The 17,913-nt window shown below is 60.7% G+C and carries 17 protein-coding genes and 3 tRNA genes (1 of these 20 cut by a window edge); 12 read left to right on the forward strand and 8 right to left on the reverse strand.

What is annotated here, in order from left to right:
• The 3 genes from ABDK74_RS10165 to ABDK74_RS10175 are packed head-to-tail and all read right to left on the reverse strand — an operon-like array spanning window position 1 to window position 3,744.
• On the reverse strand, window positions 1–1,263 hold the full coding sequence (locus ABDK74_RS10165; RefSeq protein WP_346003705.1) for a cation:dicarboxylate symporter family transporter: 1,263 nt from the start codon (window positions 1,261–1,263) through the stop codon (window positions 1–3).
• On the reverse strand, window positions 1,257–2,849 hold the full coding sequence (locus tag ABDK74_RS10170; protein WP_346003706.1) for a gamma-glutamyltransferase family protein: 1,593 nt from the start codon (window positions 2,847–2,849) through the stop codon (window positions 1,257–1,259). The genes ABDK74_RS10165 and ABDK74_RS10170 overlap by 7 nt, the downstream gene beginning before the upstream one ends.
• Before the next feature lie 10 nt (window positions 2,850–2,859).
• Entirely contained in the window at window positions 2,860–3,744 is an 885-nt protein-coding gene (locus ABDK74_RS10175) for a LysR family transcriptional regulator (protein WP_346003707.1), read from the reverse strand.
• A gap of 102 nt (window positions 3,745–3,846) precedes the next feature.
• Here ABDK74_RS10175 and ABDK74_RS10180 point away from each other — a divergent pair, with 102 nt between their 5' ends.
• Together ABDK74_RS10180 and ABDK74_RS10185 are read left to right on the forward strand one after the other, a co-directional pair.
• A complete protein-coding gene (locus ABDK74_RS10180; protein ID WP_346003708.1) occupies window positions 3,847–5,082 on the forward strand; it encodes an allantoate amidohydrolase in 1,236 nt (411 codons plus the stop codon).
• The gene (locus tag ABDK74_RS10185; protein ID WP_346003709.1) at window positions 5,079–6,311 is read left to right on the forward strand and encodes an alanine--glyoxylate aminotransferase family protein; all 1,233 of its coding nucleotides are present in this window, start codon (window positions 5,079–5,081) and stop codon (window positions 6,309–6,311) included. The genes ABDK74_RS10180 and ABDK74_RS10185 overlap by 4 nt, the downstream gene beginning before the upstream one ends.
• A gap of 34 nt (window positions 6,312–6,345) precedes the next feature.
• Here ABDK74_RS10185 and ABDK74_RS10190 read toward each other — a convergent pair whose 3' ends face one another.
• The gene (locus ABDK74_RS10190) at window positions 6,346–6,531 is read right to left on the reverse strand and encodes a hypothetical protein (RefSeq protein WP_408874513.1); all 186 of its coding nucleotides are present in this window, start codon (window positions 6,529–6,531) and stop codon (window positions 6,346–6,348) included.
• 170 nt (window positions 6,532–6,701) lie between these two features.
• Between ABDK74_RS10190 and ABDK74_RS10195 the strand changes: the two genes are divergently transcribed.
• The 5 genes from ABDK74_RS10195 to ABDK74_RS10215 all read left to right on the forward strand — a co-directional run bounded on the left by ABDK74_RS10195 (window position 6,702) and on the right by ABDK74_RS10215 (window position 11,802).
• Window positions 6,702–7,628 (forward strand): glyoxylate/hydroxypyruvate reductase A, encoded by a 927-nt coding sequence (locus ABDK74_RS10195; protein ID WP_346003710.1) that lies wholly within the window; start codon window positions 6,702–6,704, stop codon window positions 7,626–7,628.
• 79 nt (window positions 7,629–7,707) lie between these two features.
• Window positions 7,708–7,783: transfer RNA gene (locus ABDK74_RS10200), tRNA-Thr, on the forward strand.
• 237 nt (window positions 7,784–8,020) lie between these two features.
• Complete coding sequence (locus ABDK74_RS10205; protein WP_346003711.1) at window positions 8,021–9,505, forward strand: paraquat-inducible protein A; 1,485 nt, start codon at window positions 8,021–8,023, stop codon at window positions 9,503–9,505.
• Window positions 9,502–11,184 (forward strand): MlaD family protein, encoded by a 1,683-nt coding sequence (locus ABDK74_RS10210; RefSeq protein WP_194255695.1) that lies wholly within the window; start codon window positions 9,502–9,504, stop codon window positions 11,182–11,184. The genes ABDK74_RS10205 and ABDK74_RS10210 overlap by 4 nt, the downstream gene beginning before the upstream one ends.
• A 3-nt stretch (window positions 11,185–11,187) precedes the next feature.
• Entirely contained in the window at window positions 11,188–11,802 is a 615-nt protein-coding gene (locus ABDK74_RS10215) for a PqiC family protein (protein ID WP_346003712.1), read from the forward strand.
• Window positions 11,803–11,888: 86 nt separating this feature from the next.
• Here ABDK74_RS10215 and nusG read toward each other — a convergent pair whose 3' ends face one another.
• From nusG to ABDK74_RS10230, 3 genes are all read right to left on the reverse strand, one after another.
• Window positions 11,889–12,419: a transcription termination/antitermination protein NusG gene (nusG, locus tag ABDK74_RS10220; RefSeq protein ID WP_099286087.1), complete on the reverse strand. Its 531-nt coding sequence runs from the start codon at window positions 12,417–12,419 to the stop codon at window positions 11,889–11,891.
• 9 nt (window positions 12,420–12,428) lie between these two features.
• A complete protein-coding gene (gene secE / locus ABDK74_RS10225; RefSeq protein WP_228121365.1) occupies window positions 12,429–12,683 on the reverse strand; it encodes a preprotein translocase subunit SecE in 255 nt (84 codons plus the stop codon).
• Between the two features lie 62 nt (window positions 12,684–12,745).
• Window positions 12,746–12,822, reverse strand: a tRNA-Trp gene (locus ABDK74_RS10230).
• Between the two features lie 170 nt (window positions 12,823–12,992).
• On the opposite strand from ABDK74_RS10230, the gene ABDK74_RS10235 reads away from it, so the two are divergent.
• A tRNA-Gly gene (locus tag ABDK74_RS10235) sits at window positions 12,993–13,066 on the forward strand.
• A 27-nt stretch (window positions 13,067–13,093) separates the two neighbouring features.
• Here ABDK74_RS10235 and ABDK74_RS10240 read toward each other — a convergent pair.
• Window positions 13,094–13,630: a hypothetical protein gene (locus ABDK74_RS10240; protein ID WP_194255693.1), complete on the reverse strand. Its 537-nt coding sequence runs from the start codon at window positions 13,628–13,630 to the stop codon at window positions 13,094–13,096.
• A 366-nt stretch (window positions 13,631–13,996) separates the two neighbouring features.
• Here ABDK74_RS10240 and atpH point away from each other — a divergent pair, with 366 nt between their 5' ends.
• The 4 genes in view from atpH to atpD are tightly spaced (at most 22 nt apart) and all read left to right on the forward strand, a layout consistent with a single transcriptional unit that may run on beyond the window.
• Window positions 13,997–14,569, forward strand: coding sequence for an ATP synthase F1 subunit delta (atpH, locus tag ABDK74_RS10245; RefSeq protein WP_346003713.1), 573 nt, complete (start codon window positions 13,997–13,999; stop codon window positions 14,567–14,569).
• Entirely contained in the window at window positions 14,569–16,104 is a 1,536-nt protein-coding gene (atpA, locus tag ABDK74_RS10250) for a F0F1 ATP synthase subunit alpha (RefSeq protein WP_062028188.1), read from the forward strand. The genes atpH and atpA overlap by 1 nt, the downstream gene beginning before the upstream one ends.
• A gap of 9 nt (window positions 16,105–16,113) precedes the next feature.
• Window positions 16,114–17,004 carry a F0F1 ATP synthase subunit gamma gene (locus ABDK74_RS10255; RefSeq protein WP_346003714.1) on the forward strand — a complete coding sequence of 297 codons (891 nt, stop codon included), beginning with the start codon at window positions 16,114–16,116 and terminating at the stop codon, window positions 17,002–17,004.
• 22 nt (window positions 17,005–17,026) lie between these two features.
• On the forward strand, window positions 17,027–17,913 hold the 5' portion of the coding sequence (gene atpD, locus ABDK74_RS10260) for a F0F1 ATP synthase subunit beta (protein WP_346003715.1). The gene runs 577 nt beyond the window's last position; the window shows 887 of its 1,464 coding nt (coding positions 1–887); the start codon lies at window positions 17,027–17,029; its stop codon lies off the right edge, out of view.

The following is a 17,913-nucleotide window of genomic DNA, read 5'->3' on the forward strand; positions in this document are numbered from 1 at the left end:
TCAGGGTTGTTTCAGCGCCTCGGCCATGGCGGCATGGTCGAGGCGTTTTTCCCACGCGGCGATCAGGACCGGGGCCACGCAGTTTCCAGCGAAATTGCCGACAGCCCGGGCGATTCCCACAAACCAGTCCACGGCCAGCAGCATCACTAGGCTGCCGGGTGGAATGGAGGGAACGCTTGCCAGCGTTGCCGCCAGAACGACGATCGCAAAACCCGGAATGCCGTGGGCGCCTTTGGACGTGATCAGTGCCGTCACCAGCAGGGTTGCGATCTGCCAGAATGTCAGAGGCGTGCCGGTGGCATTGGCCAGAAAAATGACCGCCAGCCCCAGATAGATCGATAGCGCATCCAGATTGAGCGAATAGCCCGCAGGCACCACAATTCCGACGACCTGCCGCTCGACGCCCAGTTTTTCGAGCTTGGTCATGAGGCTGGGCAGAACCGCATCTGACGCCGTGGTGGTGGCGACGATCAGCAGCTCTTCACGGAAATATCGTGCAAATCGCAAAGGGTGTACGCCTGCGAGCCGAAGGCCCCCGCCCAGTGCGCAGACGACAAATGCGCCGACCAGCAGGAAATACAGGACTGTAAATCCGGCCAGATGCCCGATCGTTCCGAGGCCATATCGTGCCGTCGTCGTCACCATTGCTCCGAAGACGCCGAGTGGAGCCACGCGGATGATGAGGCCCATCATGCGTGAAAACAGGTCGGACACGCTTTCGATCAGTCGGACCAGCGGTAGGCCGCGGTCTCCCATGCCGCTCAGGCAGCATCCGACAAGAATCGCGAAGACAAGGATCTGAAGAACATTGCCCTGTGCAAAGGCTTCGGCCGGGGTGTGCGGGACGAGTGAGAGCAGGAAGCCGCTGAAGCCTTCCGCGCGCAGGTTCTGGGCGTGGCCACCATAGGAGGCGATCATCCGTGCGTCATTGGCTGTGGCGACGAAGTCCACGCCCTGTCCGATTCCCAGCCCCATCGCCACCACGACTGCCACGACAAGCGCGACTGTGGTCATGAGTTCGAAATAGAGCATCGCGCATCCGCCGAGCCGCCCCACCGTCTTGAGGGAGCCCGCACCCAGAATGCCGAGTGTTACGATACAGAACAGCAGCGGGCCAACCGCCATGATGATGAGGCGCATGAACAGTGCCGTCATCCAGCCCACGTCATCCGCAAGAAAAGGGCAGAACAGCCCCGCCCCAAGCCCCAGCACCGTCGCCAGCACGACCTGCGCGAACAGGCTTTCCGCAAAAGACTTCACCATGCTGCAACGGCTCCGTCGCTCCGGGGATCGGTCGCACCTTCGAGCCGCCCGTTTTCGTGACGGACCAGCGCACCGGCATGACCCATGATGATGGATTGCTCTTCAAGCGCCTCGACGACATGCCCGGCCTCTTCAAGCTGCGACATGACATCCGGGCTGAAGCCCGGCTCCACCTTGAGCGACAGGCTCTCTTCTCCCCATGTCCGCCCCAATAGCCAGCGCGGACGGCGGATGGCCTCCTGAAGTGGAACGCCGTGGCGGACGTGACGGCTGAAGACCGCGGCTTGTGTCTGGGGCTGGCCTTCGCCGCCCATGGTGCCGTAAACCATCGTGCGTCCGTCCCGCAGCCGGGCTGCGGCCGGATTGAGCGTATGAAACGGTTTGGCGCCGGGGCACAGGATGTTCCAGCCCGAATGGGCCAGACGGAAGGACGAGCCTCGGTTCTGCCAGAACAGCCCGCTCTGCGGAAGCATCACGCCGGAGCCGAACTCGAAATACAGGCTCTGGATCATGCTGACCGCCACGCCATTGCGGTCGATCGCGCCCATCCATGTCGTGTCGCCCCATTGCGTCTGTTCCGTCCAGGGCATGGCATGGGTCATTGAAATCCGCGCTGCCATCGCCTCCCGCCGTGCCGGATCGGCGAGCAGGCTCCGCGCCAGTGCTTCGGAATGCTCGCTGCCATCCGTGTGACGATTGCGATAGAGAAACGCCTGTTTGGTTGCCTCGACCAGCCCGTGCACGTGTGAAAAGCTCTCTGGCCCGTCGTCGCGGCTCAGATGATCCGATAGTGCAAGGATCAGCAGCGACGCTACGCCCTGTGTGGGAGGTGCGGTGTTGTAAAGGGTGCCATCGCTCGTCTGGGCCTGAAGGGGTTCCTTGACCTCCGCGCGATGCGCCAGCAGGTCCAGCGATCGGACCGGGCTGCCCGCTGCCGCCAGATCCGCTGCCAGACTACGCGCGAGCGGACCGTTATAGAAGCTCCGCAAGCCGTCCCGGTTCAGCATTCGCAGCGTCTGGGCCAGTTCTGGCGATTTGCGGATGCTTCCTGCTGTCCAGGGTTTGCCTTCGGGGAAGCAGATCCGCGCCAGTGTCGGGTCCGACATCAGTTCGTGCTGTTTCTGTGCGAGCAGGGCGCCCTCGCTTTCGGAAACCACGCGGCCATGTTCGGCGTAATGGATGGCGTCGCGAAGCAGACGGTCCAGCGGTAAGGGATCGCGCAGTTCGGCGCTTAGTTCCAGGGCGGTTTCCCAGCCCGAGACCGTGCCTGCAACCGTATTGGCCGCAAGGCCGCCGCGCCAGGGAATGACGCTGTGCCCGGCTTCGGTATAGATCGCGTGTTCGGCACCCATCGCCAGCGCTCCGCAGGCGTCAATCGCCACGGTGCGGCCGTCCGGATGGCAGATCAGCCAGAACGCATCGCCGCCCAGCCCCGTCATGTGTGGATACACCACGGCCAGTGTGGACGCCGTGGCGACGACGGCTTCAAGGGCCGTACCGCCTTCGCGCAGGACATCCAGCCCCGCCTGACTTGCCAGATGGTGTGGTGACGTCACCATTCCGCCAAGAGCGTTGGGTGTGAGCATGGTTTTGTCCTTAAAGAGACACAAGTTCGGGCTGAAGGCGCGGGACATGCGCGCACAGCGTCCGGATCAGCAGGTCTTCGGGGCCCTGCGCGGTCTGATGGCGGGTGGAAGCGATGAACTCCACCTGCGGCATGTCCGGCAGAAGGCCCGGCGTGCAATGCGGCAGATGTTCCACGTTTCGCAGAAACGCGGGCTGCGGGGTGACGCCATATCCCGCCCGGACAGCGGCCAGAAGTGCTCCGAGACTGCCACTGGTAAAGGCCAGATGCCACGCCCTTCCGCTCTTGTTGAGCGTTTCGATCGCCAGTCTGCGCGTTACACTGCCATCGGGGAATGTGACGAGAGGAATGGACTGTTCTGCCGGAAATTCCGTGCCTGCGGGCGCGTACCAGCGCATGTCTTCGGTCCAGAGTTTCTGTCCGCGTGTTTCGCTGGTGCGTCGCATTCCGCACCAGACATCCAGCTCCCCCTGTTCCAGTAGGTTGGCGAGATGCGCCGACAGCCCCACGGTCAGCGTGATCTGGAGGGACGGGTGGGAGGCGCGGAATGTGCCGAGAATTTCGGGAAAGCGTGTCAGGAGCAGGTCTTCCGTCACGCCCAGCCGGATCGTCCCGCGCGGTGCGTCCTGCCGGAAGCGGGACAGGATGCTGTCCTCGCATTGCAGAAGCTGCCGGGCCAGACCGATCAGAGCCATGCCGTCTCCGGTCAGACGCACGCTTTTGGTGCTTCGGGCCAGCAGGCGCGTGCCAAGCTGCTCCTCCAGCCGACTGACATGCTGGCTGATGGTGGACTGGCTTACCCCCTGACTCTGCGCGGCTGACGTGAAATGCAGCGTTTCCGCGACGGCGAGAAAGGATTGCAGATGGAACGGATCGAGATGCATCTGATCTTTCATGCCAATATGTGGGACCATATTTATTGGCAGGTCAACTTGATCTGATTCCGTTATGAGCGCAAAGTTTCCCCGCTTGACCCATCACCCCGGACAGGAGCCCCCATGACAGCCCACGGAGCCCGCGCCGTCGAGCGGTGCCGTATTCTCGCGGATGGTCCTTTCAGCGAGACGCCGGGCAGTCTGTTCCGATTCTGGCTCGGTCCTGCCTATCAGCGCACCCTCGCACAGGTCGCAGAATGGATGGAAGAGGCTGGTCTCAGCACCCGTCTGGACGCTGCCGGGAGCCTTGTTGGCCGTTACGAGGGTCTTGTGCCGGGTGCTCCGGCCCTGATGATCGGTTCGCATCTCGATACTGTCCGTAATGGCGGTGCGTTTGATGGCAATCTGGGCGTCATGCTGGGGATCGAGCTTGTCTCCGCCCTGAAGGAAGAGGGCACTCGCCTGCCATTCGCCATTGAGGTCATGGGGTTCGGGGATGAAGAGGGGTCCCGTTTTGCAGCCCCCATGATCTGCTCCCGCGCCATGGCCGGGCTGATTGAATCCATTCCCGAAGACATGACGGATGCGTCCGGCGTGACCATGGCCGAAGCCATGCTCCGCTCTGGTCTCGACCCGGCGCGCCTGACCGAAGCCGCTCGTCGGCCGGATGAGCTGATCGCTTATATTGAGCCTCATATCGAACAGGGTCCGGCGATCGAAAGCGTGGACGGAGAAATCGGTGTTGTCACCGCCATCGCCGCCCAGACCCGCCACCGGGTGACCGTCACCGGCCAGTCCGACCATGCGGGCACGACGCCCATGACCATGCGTCAGGATGCCTTGACGGCCGTGGCTGAAATGATCCTCGCTGTTGAACGCAATGGCCGGTCCGGAGGCGCTACGCAGGTTGCCACGGTCGGACAGGTTGAGGTTGTGCCCAATACTTCGAACGTTATTCCGGGCGAAGTCCGCTTCTCGCTGGACATGCGCGCCGAAAACGACGCGGCGCGAGATGCGATGGTGAACGCCATCCGCGCGGATCTGCGCGCCATCGCGGCCAGTCGGGCTGTCGGCATCACGTTCGACATGCCGCAGATTTTGCCTGCGGCCGCCTGCGCGCCTGAACTGGTGGAGCTTTTGTCCCGGGCCGTGACGACCGTGACCGGCCGTCCGGCCCAACGCGTTCTCAGCGGTGCGGGGCATGATGCCATGGCCATGGTCGATCTGTGTCCGATGGGCATGCTCTTCATCCGCAGCCCCGGTGGCCTCAGCCATCACCCCGATGAAACTGTTCGTGTGGGAGACGTCGCGCTCGCCCATCGCGCCCTGCTTGCCTTCGTCAAGGAGTTCCAGTCATGAGCCAGCTTTCAACTTACGCACAGCTTGACCTGCCGTCCCGTCTGCTGATGGGTGCAGGCCCGACCAATGTCCATCCGCGCATCCTGCGTGCCATGTCCTATGACGTGATCGGCCAGATGGACCCGGAAATGACCGCCTATATGGACGAGGTCATGGCCCTGTATCGCGAGGTCTTCCGTACGAAGAACCACTGGACGCTGCTGGTGAACGGTTCGGCCCGATCGGCTATTGAAGCCGCTCTGGTGTCTCTGGTCTCGCCGGGCATGAAGGTCGTCATTCCGCGTTTTGGTCGCTTCGGCCTGCTGCTGACGGAGATCGTCCATCGCTGTGGCGGTATTCCGTGCACGGTGGATGTGGAGTGGGGGGAGGTCGTTGACCCGGCCCGCGTCGAGGCCGCCATCATCGAACACAAGCCGGGTCTGGTCGCCTGCGTGCATGGTGACACATCCACCACGACCGCCCAGCCGCTCGAAGAAATCGGCCGGATATGCCGCAAGCATGACGTGCTGTTCTATGTGGACGCTACGGCGACCCTCGGGGGCATGACGTTCGAGACCGATGTCTGGAACATCGATGTCGCTACGGCAGGGCTTCAGAAATGCCTGAACGGTCCTCCGGGTTCCGCGCCGATCACGCTTTCGGATCGTGCCGTTGCCGCCATTCTCAAGCGCCGTCACGACGAAGCGGGGATTGCGACCGGTCAGGAACAGGGGAGTGGGCCTGTCATCCAGTCGAATTATTTCGATCTGGCGATGCTCATGAACTATTGGTCTCCGGCCCGGATGAACCATCATACCGAAGCGACCTCCATGCTTTATGCCGCGCGCGAGACGGCGCGTCTGGTCCTGGAAGAGGGCGTGGAGGCCCGTGTTGCGCGTCATGTCAGGGCAGGGCGCGCCATGGTCGCAGGTCTGCGGGCCATGGGGCTGAAGGTCTATGGCGACGACACCACCCGCATGAGCAATGTCACCGGCGTCTGGGTGCCAGATGGCGTGGACAATGCACGCATCCGCGAACTGATGCGAGACGATTTCGGGATCGAGATCGTCTCGTCCTTCGGTCCGCTGACCGGGAAAATCTGGCGCATCGGGGCAATGGGTCTCAACGCGCGCAAGGACAAGGTGCTCCTTACGCTGGCCGCGCTCGACTCCGTTCTGGCTGGCGAAGGCGTAGCGCTCAACCGTGGTGCGGGCATGGATGCCGCCCGTGTTGCCTGGGACGCAGCCTGAGTAATTTTCGGGCCGGAAACTCTATCCGGAAGCTCTATTTCGGATGATTCTTCCGGCCTGAACCACTTTTCTTTCCGCCGCCGTCTTCCTTGTTGACCGTGGCCCAGGCGCGGCGCTCCGCTTCCTTTTCGGAGACACCATGCTTTTCGTAGCTCTCTTCGATATGCTCTGCTTTGCGCTTCTGTTTGTCGGTATAGGCTGACTTGTCCCCACGAGGCATGATCCTGCCCTCCTGCATGAGATCCGGTCCTCTCTACGTCCGAACCCGGCACGCGTTCCCCGGGTCTTTGTCTCTACACAAACAGGTGTGAGGGCAGGGGGGCGGGCTTGATCCGAATCCCGCATGGCGCGACCATCTCCGGACATATTTCCGGCCGGAGAATACGCAGAATGTCGCTCGTCTTTCATCACACGCCCGAACGCGCTGCCATCTGGCGAGAGAAATTCGCCAGCGCCCGACCGGATATGCCGTTTCATGTCTGGCCCGAAACCGGCCTGAAAGAAGAAGTCCGCTATCTTGCAGCCTGGCAGACGCCGGACGATCTCGGCACGCTTTTTCCCAATCTGGAAGTCCTGTTCTCGCTGGGCGCAGGGATCGATCAGCTTAATCTCGCCAATATTCCTCCCGGCGTGCAGATCATTCGTATGGTGGAGAACAGTCTGGTTGAGGGCATGATCGAATATGTCCTGTGGGCGGTGTTTTCCTTCCACCGGGATATGTTCCGCTACGCCCGCCAGCAGCGGGAGCATGTCTGGAGCGGTTCGCACAACCGGCCTGCGCGGCTTTATCGCGTCGGCGTCATGGGGATGGGAGAACTGGGCAGCCCGGTTCTGGAGAAGCTCGTCTCTTTCGGATACGAATGCCGGGGCTGGAGCCGCAGCCGCCGGGAAGTTGCGGGTGTGACATCTTTTGCCGGAGAGGCGGAGCTGGACGATTTTCTGGCTCAGACCGACATTCTGGTCTGCCTCGTCCCGTTGACGGAGGCCACGCGGGGCATTCTCAACAGCGCCCTGTTTTCGAAACTGCCGAAAGGTGCGTGCGTCATCAACTGTGGCCGCGGTGGCCATCTGGTTCAGGATGATCTGATCCCGGCGCTCGATAGCGGTCAGCTTTCACAGGCGGTTCTCGATGTCGCGACGCCCGAACCGCTGCCGCCCGAGCATCCGTTCTGGGATCATCCCCGCATTTTTCTGACCCCCCATATCGCCAGTGCCGCTCAGTCGGATAGCGCTGCCGAGGTCGTTCTGGCCAATCTGCGGCGCTACGAAGCGGGTGAGTCCATGACCGGCGTTATCGATACAGGCCGCGGTTACTGAAGATGCAGAACGGTTTTTGCATTTTCCGGCTTGCCAACCCCGAAGGGCTCGGTTAGAACGCGGCCACCTTGATGGGTGCGCCGGTGTAGCTCAGCTGGTAGAGCACGTCATTCGTAATGATGGGGTCGGGAGTTCGAATCTCTTCACCGGCACCATCAAGGTCTTCTTAAAAATCAGAATCTGATGTTCCGTGTCCCGCCTGTCGGAGACACGGCAAGGGCTTTAAGCTCCGGATCTTCACGATTTTTCAAAATATTCCCGATAAAACCGGCATCCTCTGGGCAATTCGCCCGCAATGGGACTACGGTAAGTGTCGATATTCCGATGCAGAGGACTGTCCGAAGGAGGGCAGACTGTCAAAAGACGGCTCCCTGCGCTAGGTTAGGAGCCCGATGTCTGACCGTTTCCATAAACGACTGTGGCGCAACGCCGTCAGCTTTTCCCGCAGTCAGGAGCCTCACGCTTCCATCCACGCGGTGGAAGGGCTGCGTGAATGCCCGACCTGCGGCCTTTTCCAGCATGTTCCGCGCCTGAAGCCCGGTCATCTGGCGGAGTGCCTGCGCTGCGGCTGTCAGCTTGCCCGTCGTCGCAAGACATCCCTGATCGGCGCCCCTGCCGCCTTCTGCATTACGTCCGCCGCGCTTTACGCGACTCTCCTCATCAGTTCTCTCATGACGCTGAATGTTTATGGGCGCGAAAATACCGTCTCTCTTATGAGCGGTCCGATTGAACTGGGCCATCAGGGTTACGGCGCGATCGGCGTTCTCGTCGCGCTGGTAACGGTGCTTATGCCCGGCGTCATCATCGCCCTGATGGCGGCTATCCTGTACGGAGCCTCTCGCTCGCAGATGCCGGATTGGACCCCGCGTCTTCTCACCTGGTACGATCGCCTGCGCGGTTGGTCGATGGTAGAAGTCTATGTCCTCGGCGTGCTCGTGGCCTACACCAAGCTCGTTGACCTCGCACTCGTCATCCTTCAGCCTGGCGTTTATCTTCTGGGTGGTTTGATGCTCAGTATGGCCGCTGTGGATTCGACGTTCGATGCCGAGCGGATCTGGCGCAGCCGCGATATCCGTCCCACGATCGAAGGCCATCAGGGACATCTTCTGGATGTTGCGCATCTGGATGCTCGCAATGGCGTTATTCCGCCCGCGGAAAACATGCTCTCCTGCCATGCCTGCGATCTGGTTCTGGCGTTTGATCATGCCGTGCCGCAGGAACAGGATATGGGCGACTGCCCCCGCTGCGGCCAGATTCTGCGTCGTCGCAAACCGCAAAGCCTTATCTCGGGCACTTGCCTTCTGGTGGCTGGGGTCGTGTTCTATCTGCCAGCCAATATCCTGCCGGTCATGACGTACACCAAGGTGGGGCAGGGTGCGCCTAGCACCATCATCAGTGGTGTGATCGAGCTGTGGAAGGCGGGGATGGTGCCGCTTTCCCTGCTGGTGCTGTTCGCCAGCATCACGGTTCCGGTTCTCAAGATCGTCGCCCTGACCATCATGATCATCGGCACCCGGCTCCGCTCCCGCTGGCATCTGCGCAACCTTTCGAAGCTCTATCGGCTCGTCGTTATCATTGGCCGCTGGTCGATGATTGACGTCTTCATGATTTCCATCCTCGTCGCCGTTGTGCATTTCGGCTTTCTCGCCAATGTCACGGCTGATCCGGGGATGGTGTGCTTTGCTCTGGTCGTGATTCTGACCATTTTCGCGGCAGAGCTTTTCGATCCCCGCAGCATGTGGGATGCAGCCGGTCTTAACGGTGTGGTCGCACCGCCTCTGGCGAATGGGACGCCTCCGGAGACAGACTCTCCGACCGCGCCCGTTCCGCAGCTGCCTTCTTCTGACCAAAACGACATGGAGCCTGAACGCGCGTGAGCGATTCCCGAAACACCCGGGGGGAGCAGCCGGTCTCGCCCAAGGAAGCCCCGGTACGCCGTACCCGCTTCTCCCTTATTCTGCTGATCCCGGTGGTGGCCATCCTTATTGCCGGGTGGCTGGCGTGGGAGCATTTCGCCACGCGCGGTCCCGAAATCACCATCACGTTTGAAACAGCCGACGGTCTTACGCCCGGTCAGACGCAGGTGAAAAACAAGGCCGTGACGCTCGGCACTGTGCAGGACATCACCCTGAGTGACGATATGCAGCATGTCGATGTCACCGTGCAGATGAACGCCAACAGCGCCCATGTCCTCACCGATCACACCCGTTTCTGGGTCGTACGCCCGCGCATCAACGGCGCCAGCATTACGGGTCTCGATACGCTTTTCTCTGGCGCCTATATCGCTCTGGACCCCGGTACGGATGATGGCCACTACCAGAAGTTCTTCAAGGGACTGGAATCACCGCCGGGCGTCCGCTCGGACCAGCCAGGGGAGACGTTCTGGCTGGTGTCTCCATCGTTGGGCTCGCTCGGCCCGGGCTCGCCGGTTTTCTTCCGCGACCTTCAGGTGGGCGAAGTGCTCGGCTACACGATGCCGCCGGGGGGCAGAGGTCCGATCGTCATTCAGGCGTTCGTCAAGGCTCCCTATGACCACTATCTGCGTACGGACAGCCGTTTCTGGAACGTCTCGGGCGTTCAGGTCGGCCTTGGTGCGGGAGGGTTGAAGGTTCAGCTTAAATCGCTTCAGGCCCTGTTCTCTGGCGGTATTGCGTTCGGTCTGCCCGAGCAACGCCTTGCTATTGATCTGCCCAATGCTCCCGCCAATTCCGTCTTCAAGCTCTATGCCAGCGAAGCGGACGCCGATAACGCCCGTTATCACAAGCGCCTGCGGGTCGTGACCTACATCAACTCGTCCGTCAAAGGTCTGACGACCGGCAGTCAGGTCACGATGTTTGGTTTGCAGATCGGCACCGTTACGGACGTCCGACTCCTTCTCGAAGGTCCGACGAAATTGCCTCGTGTCCGCGTGGATATGGAGCTTGAGCCCGAGCGCATGCTGTCAAACTGGGATGACCGGATCGAGAACAGCAGGGATGCACCCGTCGAGAAATATCTTCAGGCCTTCGTTGCCGAAGGTCTGCGTGCCTCAGTTCAGAGCGCCAGTTTCCTGACCGGCGAATCGATGATCGCCCTGCAATTCGTCAAGGGCACATCCGCCACTACCCTGACTTATGAGGGCGATGTCGCTGTTCTCCCCAGCCAGGCTGGTGGCATGGACGGGATCATGGAGTCTGTTTCCACCATTACCGACAAGATCGCCGCAATGCCGCTGACGGAAATCGGTGGGCATGTGAACGATCTTCTGGCGCATGCGGATGGCCGTTTGAACAGTCCTGAGGTTACGCAGTCCCTCGCAGCCCTGCGTGATTCGCTCCAGAATTTGAACAAACTGACGAAAACCGCCAACCAGAACCTGCCAGAACTGATGAAGAGCCTTCAGACGACGATGAACAGTGCGCAATCAGTTCTGGGTTCTTATGGCGGAGATACGGATTTCCACCGCAGCCTTCAGGGCATGATCGTCCAGTTGACCCGGATGTCGCGTTCCCTGCGCTTCCTCACGGATTATTTGGACCACCACCCTTCCGCTCTCATTACCGGCCGCAGGAACTGAATCATGACACAGTCTTCGACGCCCCGCCTTCGTCTCCTGTCCCTGATGGGCGCTTTGGGGATGACAGGTCTTCTTGCGGCATGCAGCAGCGATCCGACGCTCTATACGCTGGCTCCTGTGCCCGGAGTGGCGCAGGCGGGCGGTCCTGTCGTTGTCGAGGTCCGGACACCCGTTGTTAGCGCACGGCTCGATCGTGATACGATCGTAAGGGCGAATGAGGATTATCAGACGCGCCTCGCCAAAGGCACTAGCTGGAGCGAGGCACTTCCGGACATGGTGGGTCATACGCTGGTGAGCGATCTGGCCCAGCGCCTGCCGGGCACGACTGTTTTTGCCGAGAACGACGCGGTGAGCACGACTCCGTCGGCCTATGTCGAACTGACCGTCCGGAATTTCGAAGGCGACTCGGCCGGGCATGCGCTCATGACGGGCACGCTGTCGGTTCATCCGGCGGGGAAGATGATTGGTCCCGTGCTGACATCGCCTGTCGTCTGGCAATCGCAGGATGCCGTGGCGTCCAATACGACAAAATTGACTGCAGCTCTGAGTCAAGGTGTTGCCGCGATCGCCGATCAGGCCGCTGAAAAGCTCCGTCTTCTTCCCCCCGTCACGAACTGACGGGAATCAGGAGAAGGCATCAACAACAAAAAAGGCTCCCGGAGAGGGAGCCTTTTTTGTTGGAAGAACCAGCAGAATGAGAAGCGTCAGAGCTTCTCAACCTGTGTGAAGTCGAGATCCACAGGTGTGGAGCGACCGAAGATGGAGACGCTGACCTTGAGGCGCTGACGCTCGTCGTCGACGTCTTCGATCATGCCGCTGAAGGACGTGAACGGGCCATCGGCCACGCGAATCTGTTCGCCAATTTCGAAAGACAGGCTGGAACGGGGGCGTTCGACGCCTTCCTGGGCCTGCTTCATGATGCGGTCGGCTTCAGCCGCTGTAATGGGGGTCGGACGGTTGCGGGTTCCGAGGAATCCGGTGACCTTGGGAGTGTCCTTGACGAGATGCCAAGCTTCGTCCGTCAGTTCCATCTTGACGAGAACATAGCCCGGGAAAAACTTGCGTTCCGCATTGACCTTACGGCCGCGGCGCATTTCCGTCACGTCCTCGGAAGGAACAAGGATCTGCTCGAAATGATCGGAGAGGCCCTTCTGTGCAGCCTGTTCCTGAATATGACTCGCGATTTTTTTCTCGAATCCAGAATAGACATGCACAACATACCAACGCTTCGCCATGGTGCGAACCTAGCCTCCAACGCCAAAAAGTCCGCGGACGCCGAGGCCGATCACCTGGTCCACGATGAAGAAGAAGATGCAGGTCACGGTTACCATGGCCAGCACGGCACCTGACGTGATCAGGGTGTTGCGACGGGTCGGCCACGTAACACGCTTGGCTTCGGCGCGGACGTCACGGACGTAAGCGACCAGATTGAAGCCGGATCCGCTCTTTTGAGGCGCTGGTTTGCGCGACTCGTCTTTCCGGGTACTGACCGACACCATCGTCCTCGAATCAAGTGAAAATCCCGTTCCCGGTGTCGGGGAGGACATCCGGCGAAAAGGAGTGGCAGGGGCGGAGGGTCTCGAACTCTCAACCTCCGGTTTTGGAGACCGGCGCTCTAGCCAATTGAGCTACACCCCTATCGTCGAGCAGGGCGTCTTGCAACGTCATGCCAGCGACAGTGGCCGCAAAAGAGAATGTTCAGGAATAAAAGTCAAGTGCCCTGAACATCTTTGTTGTGGAATTTCTATTTTGGATTTTCCCCTCTTGCGGGTTCGACAGGAGATGGAGTAAGCACACTCCCAATCCGAGCGGGCGTAGCATAGTGGTAATGCAGTAGCCTTCCAAGCTTCTTAGGAGGGTTCGATTCCCTTCGCCCGCTCCAGATTTCCAGAAAATTCAATCCCTGCATTCACTGCCACTGGCAGGGAATATGCGATGGTTTTGCGTCTCCAAACTGGAGAACCTGAAGTGCCACTGCTGTGTCACCAACATTTCCGGATAAATGTCCTTTGGGATCCGAACCGTGAGCGATTGGCGCCACGTCCTCGCTGAGCAGGATGTCTCCTGGATTGAGTTCGACGCTGGTTCCGTCCATGGCCTTGACGAAATAGATTCCCGAAAGCGGCACGATCCACTGGACCTGGTGGCTTTCGCTCCATCCGCTTTTCCAATGTGGGGGCTGAACGCGCAGTGTCACGGTCGTCGGTCCGTCATGAGAACTGCTGAGCATCACCTTCTCGCCATCTGGGGTGAGGGAATCCTCATGGAATGTCGACATCTTGCACTTGGTCAGATGTGTGGTCCCCTGCGGGTCGGTCCAGTTGTCCCAGTATGCAATGGTAGGGAAAGAGGGTTTGTCCTCGATGGATGCCGCATGAGCCGCTGCGCCCAGTACAGGAACGGACAGGGCGCCGAGTAGGGAAAAAAGGCGCTTGTGGATGGACATCGGATCTCCGTTGTTTGCGGTTATGGGGGCTTGATGAGTGTCCTGCGCGGAAGACCCTGCGGGAGCGTGCAGCGGGTCGGGAAAAAATCCGCCGGAAAGCCGCTGTGAAGCGCCCGTCATGCCAGTTTGGCAGCATAAAACGCAAACCCTCGTCATGATCCTTCTGTCTGACGGGTCTATTTGCGATCCTCTTGGTTGCGCAGGGCTGGGACAGCGTGCTAGAGGCGGCCCCAAGTGGAGGACCGGGTTTCAGACGAATCCTGCGCAGGGACGTCTATGCCCGGTCCGGACAGTTTTGATGCAAGGGACCGGATAAGCCGGTTCCGGCCGCACTCTGCGGCGGATTTAGTGAGACGGAACACGCGTGTGACGGTGACACAGGTGCCGCAGGTTGGACAGACAGGGGGCTTGGCCCAGCGCTACGCCCGTGCGCTCTATGATCTTGCTTCGGAACAGGGAAATCTTCCCGATGTTTTGGGTGAAGTGAAGGCGCTGCGTACCGCCATTTCTGAAAGCGATGACCTGCGGAAATTCCTGGCTGATGCCCGGATAGACATCCGCCAGGGCCAGACGGTTTCGAATGTCCTGATGTCGAAGCTCGGCTTTGGAGACGTCCTGCGCCGGTTTGTTGGCGTTATCGCTGACAATCGTCGTTTGCCTGATCTTGCATCCATTCTGGACGGTGTTCTGGCGCTCGATTCCGCCCTGCGTGGCGAAGTCGTGGCCGAAGTCCGCTCCGCACAGCCTCTTAACGACACGCAGCGCAGCCAGCTTCAGGCCCGACTGGCCGAAGCCGGCTACAGCCGCGTGTCCATGACCGAACATACGGACGCTGCTCTTCTTGGGGGCATGACCGTACGGATCGGTTCCACACTGTTTGACACTTCGATCGCCGGGCGCCTGACCCGCCTGCAGAACGCCATGAAGGGAGCCGCGTGATGGATATCCGTCCCGCCGAGATTTCGGACATCCTCAAGCAGCAGATCGCGTCGTTCGACCAGGTCGAGACCGTTTCCGAGACAGGTACGGTCCTGTCCATCGGCGACGGTATCGCCCGCGTCTACGGCCTGAACAACGTCATGGCCGGTGAAATGGTCGAGTTCGAAGGAACCGGCCTCAAGGGCATGGCCCTGAACCTCGAAGCCGATAATGTCGGTGTGGTTCTGTTCGGCGACGGCGACGGTATCCGCGAGGGCGACACCGTCCTGCGTACGAAGTCCGTGGTTGAAGTTCCGGTCGGCAAGGGCCTGCTCGGACGCGTGGTTGACGGTCTGGGCAACCCGATTGACGGTCGTGGCCCGCTGACGGATGTTGAATACCGCCGCGCCGAAGTGAAGGCACCGGGCATCATGCCGCGCCAGTCGGTCAGCGAGCCGATGCAGACGGGCATCAAGGCCATCGACGCCCTTGTCCCCATCGGACGTGGCCAGCGTGAGCTGATCATCGGTGACCGCCAGACGGGCAAGACCGCGATCCTGATCGACACCATTGTCGCCCAGAAGCCGGTCAATGCCGAAGGTGACCCGAAGAAGTCCCTGTACTGCATTTACGTCGCCATCGGCCAAAAGCGCTCCACGGTGGCAAACCTGGTCCGCACGCTGACCGAGCATGGCGCGATGGAATACTCCATCGTTGTTGCCGCTACAGCCTCCGATGCGGCTCCGATGCAGTATCTCGCACCGTACACGGCCTGCGCCATGGGCGAGTATTTCCGTGACAATGGCATGCATGCTCTCGTGTGCTACGACGATCTGTCCAAGCAGGCTGTGGCTTATCGCCAGATGTCCCTGCTGCTGCGTCGTCCGCCGGCTCGTGAAGCGTTCCCGGGCGACGTGTTCTACCTGCACTCCCGTCTGCTGGAGCGTGCGGCCAAGATGTCCGACGCCAATGGCGGCGGCTCCCTGACGGCCCTGCCGGTTATCGAGACGCAGGCTGGTGATACGGCAGCTTACATCCCGACCAACGTGATCTCCATCACCGACGGTCAGATCTTCCTTGAGACGGACCTGTTCTACAAGGGTATCCGTCCGGCCGTGAACGTCGGTGGCTCCGTGTCCCGTGTGGGCTCTGCTGCCCAGATCAAGGCGATGAAGCAGGTTGCCGGCAAGATCAAGCTGGAGCTGGCACAGTATCGTGAAATGGCTGCGTTCTCGCAGTTTGCTTCCGATCTGGATGCCGCAACGCGCAAGCAGCTTGATCGTGGCGCCCGTCTGGTCGAACTGCTGAAGCAGCCCGAGACGTCCCCGCTGCCCGTCGAAGAACAGGTTGTTGTTCTTTACGCCGGTACGCGTGGCTATGTTGATCCGATCGCCGTGGACAAGGTTGTGGCCTACGAAGCCGCTCTCCTGTCCGAGCTGCGCGGTGCGGGCTCTGATATCCTGACGGCCATTCGTAATGACCGCCAGATCAAGCCGGAGACGGAAGGCAAGCTCAAGGAGCTGCTCGAAGCATTCGGCAAGCGCTTTTCGGCCTGAGGATAGCCCATGGCTTCGCTGAAGGAACTGCGTGGACGGATCACGGGCGTCAAATCGACGCGCAAGATCACGAACGCGATGAAAATGGTCGCAGCCTCCAAGCTGCGACGCGCCCAGATGCAGGCCGAAGCGGCTCGCCCCTATGCCGACGCCATGCGTCGCATGATGGCTGAGCTGGCGACGGCAACCCGTGGGGAAGACGCGACAAGCCTGCCGCGCCTTCTCGCGGGAACGGGCAAGGACCAGACCCATCTTGTGGTGGTGCTGACCTCTGACCGTGGCCTTGCCGGCGGCTTCAACGCCAATATCGTCCGCAGTGCCCGTCAGCTGGTCGATACGCTGGTATCGGAAGGCAAGACGGTCCGCATTCTGCCGGTCGGCCGTAAGGGGGCAGATATCCTCGTGCGTCACTATCCGGACATGATCGTTGATCGTCTGGCCGGAACCGAAGGCAAGGATGTCGGGTTCGACAAGGCTACCGACATCGGAAGCCGGATCGCGGCAATGCTGGAAGCGGGCGACATCGACCGCTGCACGCTGGTCTATAACCGCTTCCTCAATGCCATGACGCAGGTTCCAGTGCAGGCGCCTCTGGTTCCGCTCGCGGTTCCAGAGAACGATAATGCCGTTCCCGATGCCGACACTGCCCAGTACGAATTCGAGCCGGACGAGACGACGCTTCTGACGCAGCTTCTGCCGCGCAATCTTCAGGTCCAGATTTTCTCGGCTCTGCTGGAAAGTGCTGCTGGCGAGCAAGGCGCGCGCATGACCGCAATGGACAATGCCAGCCGCAACGCCAGTAAGGCCATCGACCGTCTGTCGCAGAAGTATAACCGTACGCGTCAGGCCAACATCACCAACGATCTGATCGAAATCATCTCCGGCGCAGAAGCCGTTTGAGATCACGCAGGAGACGAATTTGATGTCTGAAACCCTTACCCCTTCTGCCGGAGCTGCCAACAACGTGGTTGGCCGCGTCACACAGGTGCGCGGCCCCGTCGTGGACGTGCAGTTCGAAGGCGATCTTCCCTTCATCCTGAACGCCCTGCATGTCCAGAATGGCGATCACACGCTGGTTCTGGAAGTTGCCCAGGAAATTGGCGAGCGTCAGGTTCGCTGCATTGCCATGGACACGACCGACGGCCTGGTTCGCGGCTCTGAAGTGCGTGACACCGGCACGCAGATCATGGTTCCGGTTGGTCCGGGCACGCTCGGTCGTATCCTGAACGTGGTTGGCGAGCCCATTGACGATCGTGGCCCGATCCACAGCGAACTGCGCTTCCCGATCCATCGTCCGGCTCCGTCTTTCGAAGAGCAGGCTGCTGCGTCCGAGATCCTCGTGACCGGCATTAAGGTCGTCGATCTGCTCTGCCCGTACCTCAAGGGTGGTAAGATCGGTCTGTTCGGTGGCGCCGGCGTCGGCAAGACGGTCATCATTCAGGAACTCATCAACAACATCGCGAAAGCTCATGGCGGCGTGTCCGTCTTCGCTGGTGTCGGTGAGCGTACGCGTGAAGGTAACGACCTGTATTTTGAAATGCAGGACGCAGGCGTCATCAAGATCGCCGAAGACGGCTCGACCGAGGGTTCCAAGGTTGCGCTGGTCTATGGCCAGATGAACGAGCCGCCGGGAGCCCGTTCGCGCGTCGCCCTGACGGGTCTGTCGCTTGCTGAGTACTTCCGTGACGAAGAAGGTCAGGACGTGCTGTTCTTCGTGGACAACATCTTCCGCTTTACGCAGGCCGGTTCTGAAGTCTCTGCACTTCTGGGTCGTATCCCCTCTGCAGTGGGTTACCAGCCGACGCTGGC

It is taken from the genome of Gluconobacter sp. OJB, from assembly GCF_039638275.1.
Taxonomy (GTDB): domain Bacteria; phylum Pseudomonadota; class Alphaproteobacteria; order Acetobacterales; family Acetobacteraceae; genus Gluconobacter; species Gluconobacter cerevisiae.

Bases quoted from the DNA above. Each gene is read 5' to 3' on its own strand.
- ABDK74_RS10165 (WP_346003705.1), bottom strand. From the start codon at position 1,263: ATGGTGAAGTCTTTTGCGGAAAGCCTGTTCGCGCAGGTCGTGCTGGCG.
- ABDK74_RS10170 (WP_346003706.1), bottom strand. From the start codon at position 2,849: ATGCTCACACCCAACGCTCTTGGCGGAATGGTGACGTCACCACACCAT.
- ABDK74_RS10175 (WP_346003707.1), bottom strand. From the start codon at position 3,744: ATGAAAGATCAGATGCATCTCGATCCGTTCCATCTGCAATCCTTTCTC.
- ABDK74_RS10180 (WP_346003708.1), top strand. From the start codon at position 3,847: ATGACAGCCCACGGAGCCCGCGCCGTCGAGCGGTGCCGTATTCTCGCG.
- ABDK74_RS10185 (WP_346003709.1), top strand. From the start codon at position 5,079: ATGAGCCAGCTTTCAACTTACGCACAGCTTGACCTGCCGTCCCGTCTG.
- ABDK74_RS10190 (WP_408874513.1), bottom strand. From the start codon at position 6,531: ATGCCTCGTGGGGACAAGTCAGCCTATACCGACAAACAGAAGCGCAAA.
- ABDK74_RS10195 (WP_346003710.1), top strand. From the start codon at position 6,702: ATGTCGCTCGTCTTTCATCACACGCCCGAACGCGCTGCCATCTGGCGA.
- ABDK74_RS10205 (WP_346003711.1), top strand. From the start codon at position 8,021: ATGTCTGACCGTTTCCATAAACGACTGTGGCGCAACGCCGTCAGCTTT.
- ABDK74_RS10215 (WP_346003712.1), top strand. From the start codon at position 11,188: ATGACACAGTCTTCGACGCCCCGCCTTCGTCTCCTGTCCCTGATGGGC.
- nusG (WP_099286087.1), bottom strand. From the start codon at position 12,419: ATGGCGAAGCGTTGGTATGTTGTGCATGTCTATTCTGGATTCGAGAAA.
- secE (WP_228121365.1), bottom strand. From the start codon at position 12,683: ATGGTGTCGGTCAGTACCCGGAAAGACGAGTCGCGCAAACCAGCGCCT.
- ABDK74_RS10240 (WP_194255693.1), bottom strand. From the start codon at position 13,630: ATGTCCATCCACAAGCGCCTTTTTTCCCTACTCGGCGCCCTGTCCGTT.
- atpA (WP_062028188.1), top strand. From the start codon at position 14,569: ATGGATATCCGTCCCGCCGAGATTTCGGACATCCTCAAGCAGCAGATC.
- ABDK74_RS10255 (WP_346003714.1), top strand. From the start codon at position 16,114: ATGGCTTCGCTGAAGGAACTGCGTGGACGGATCACGGGCGTCAAATCG.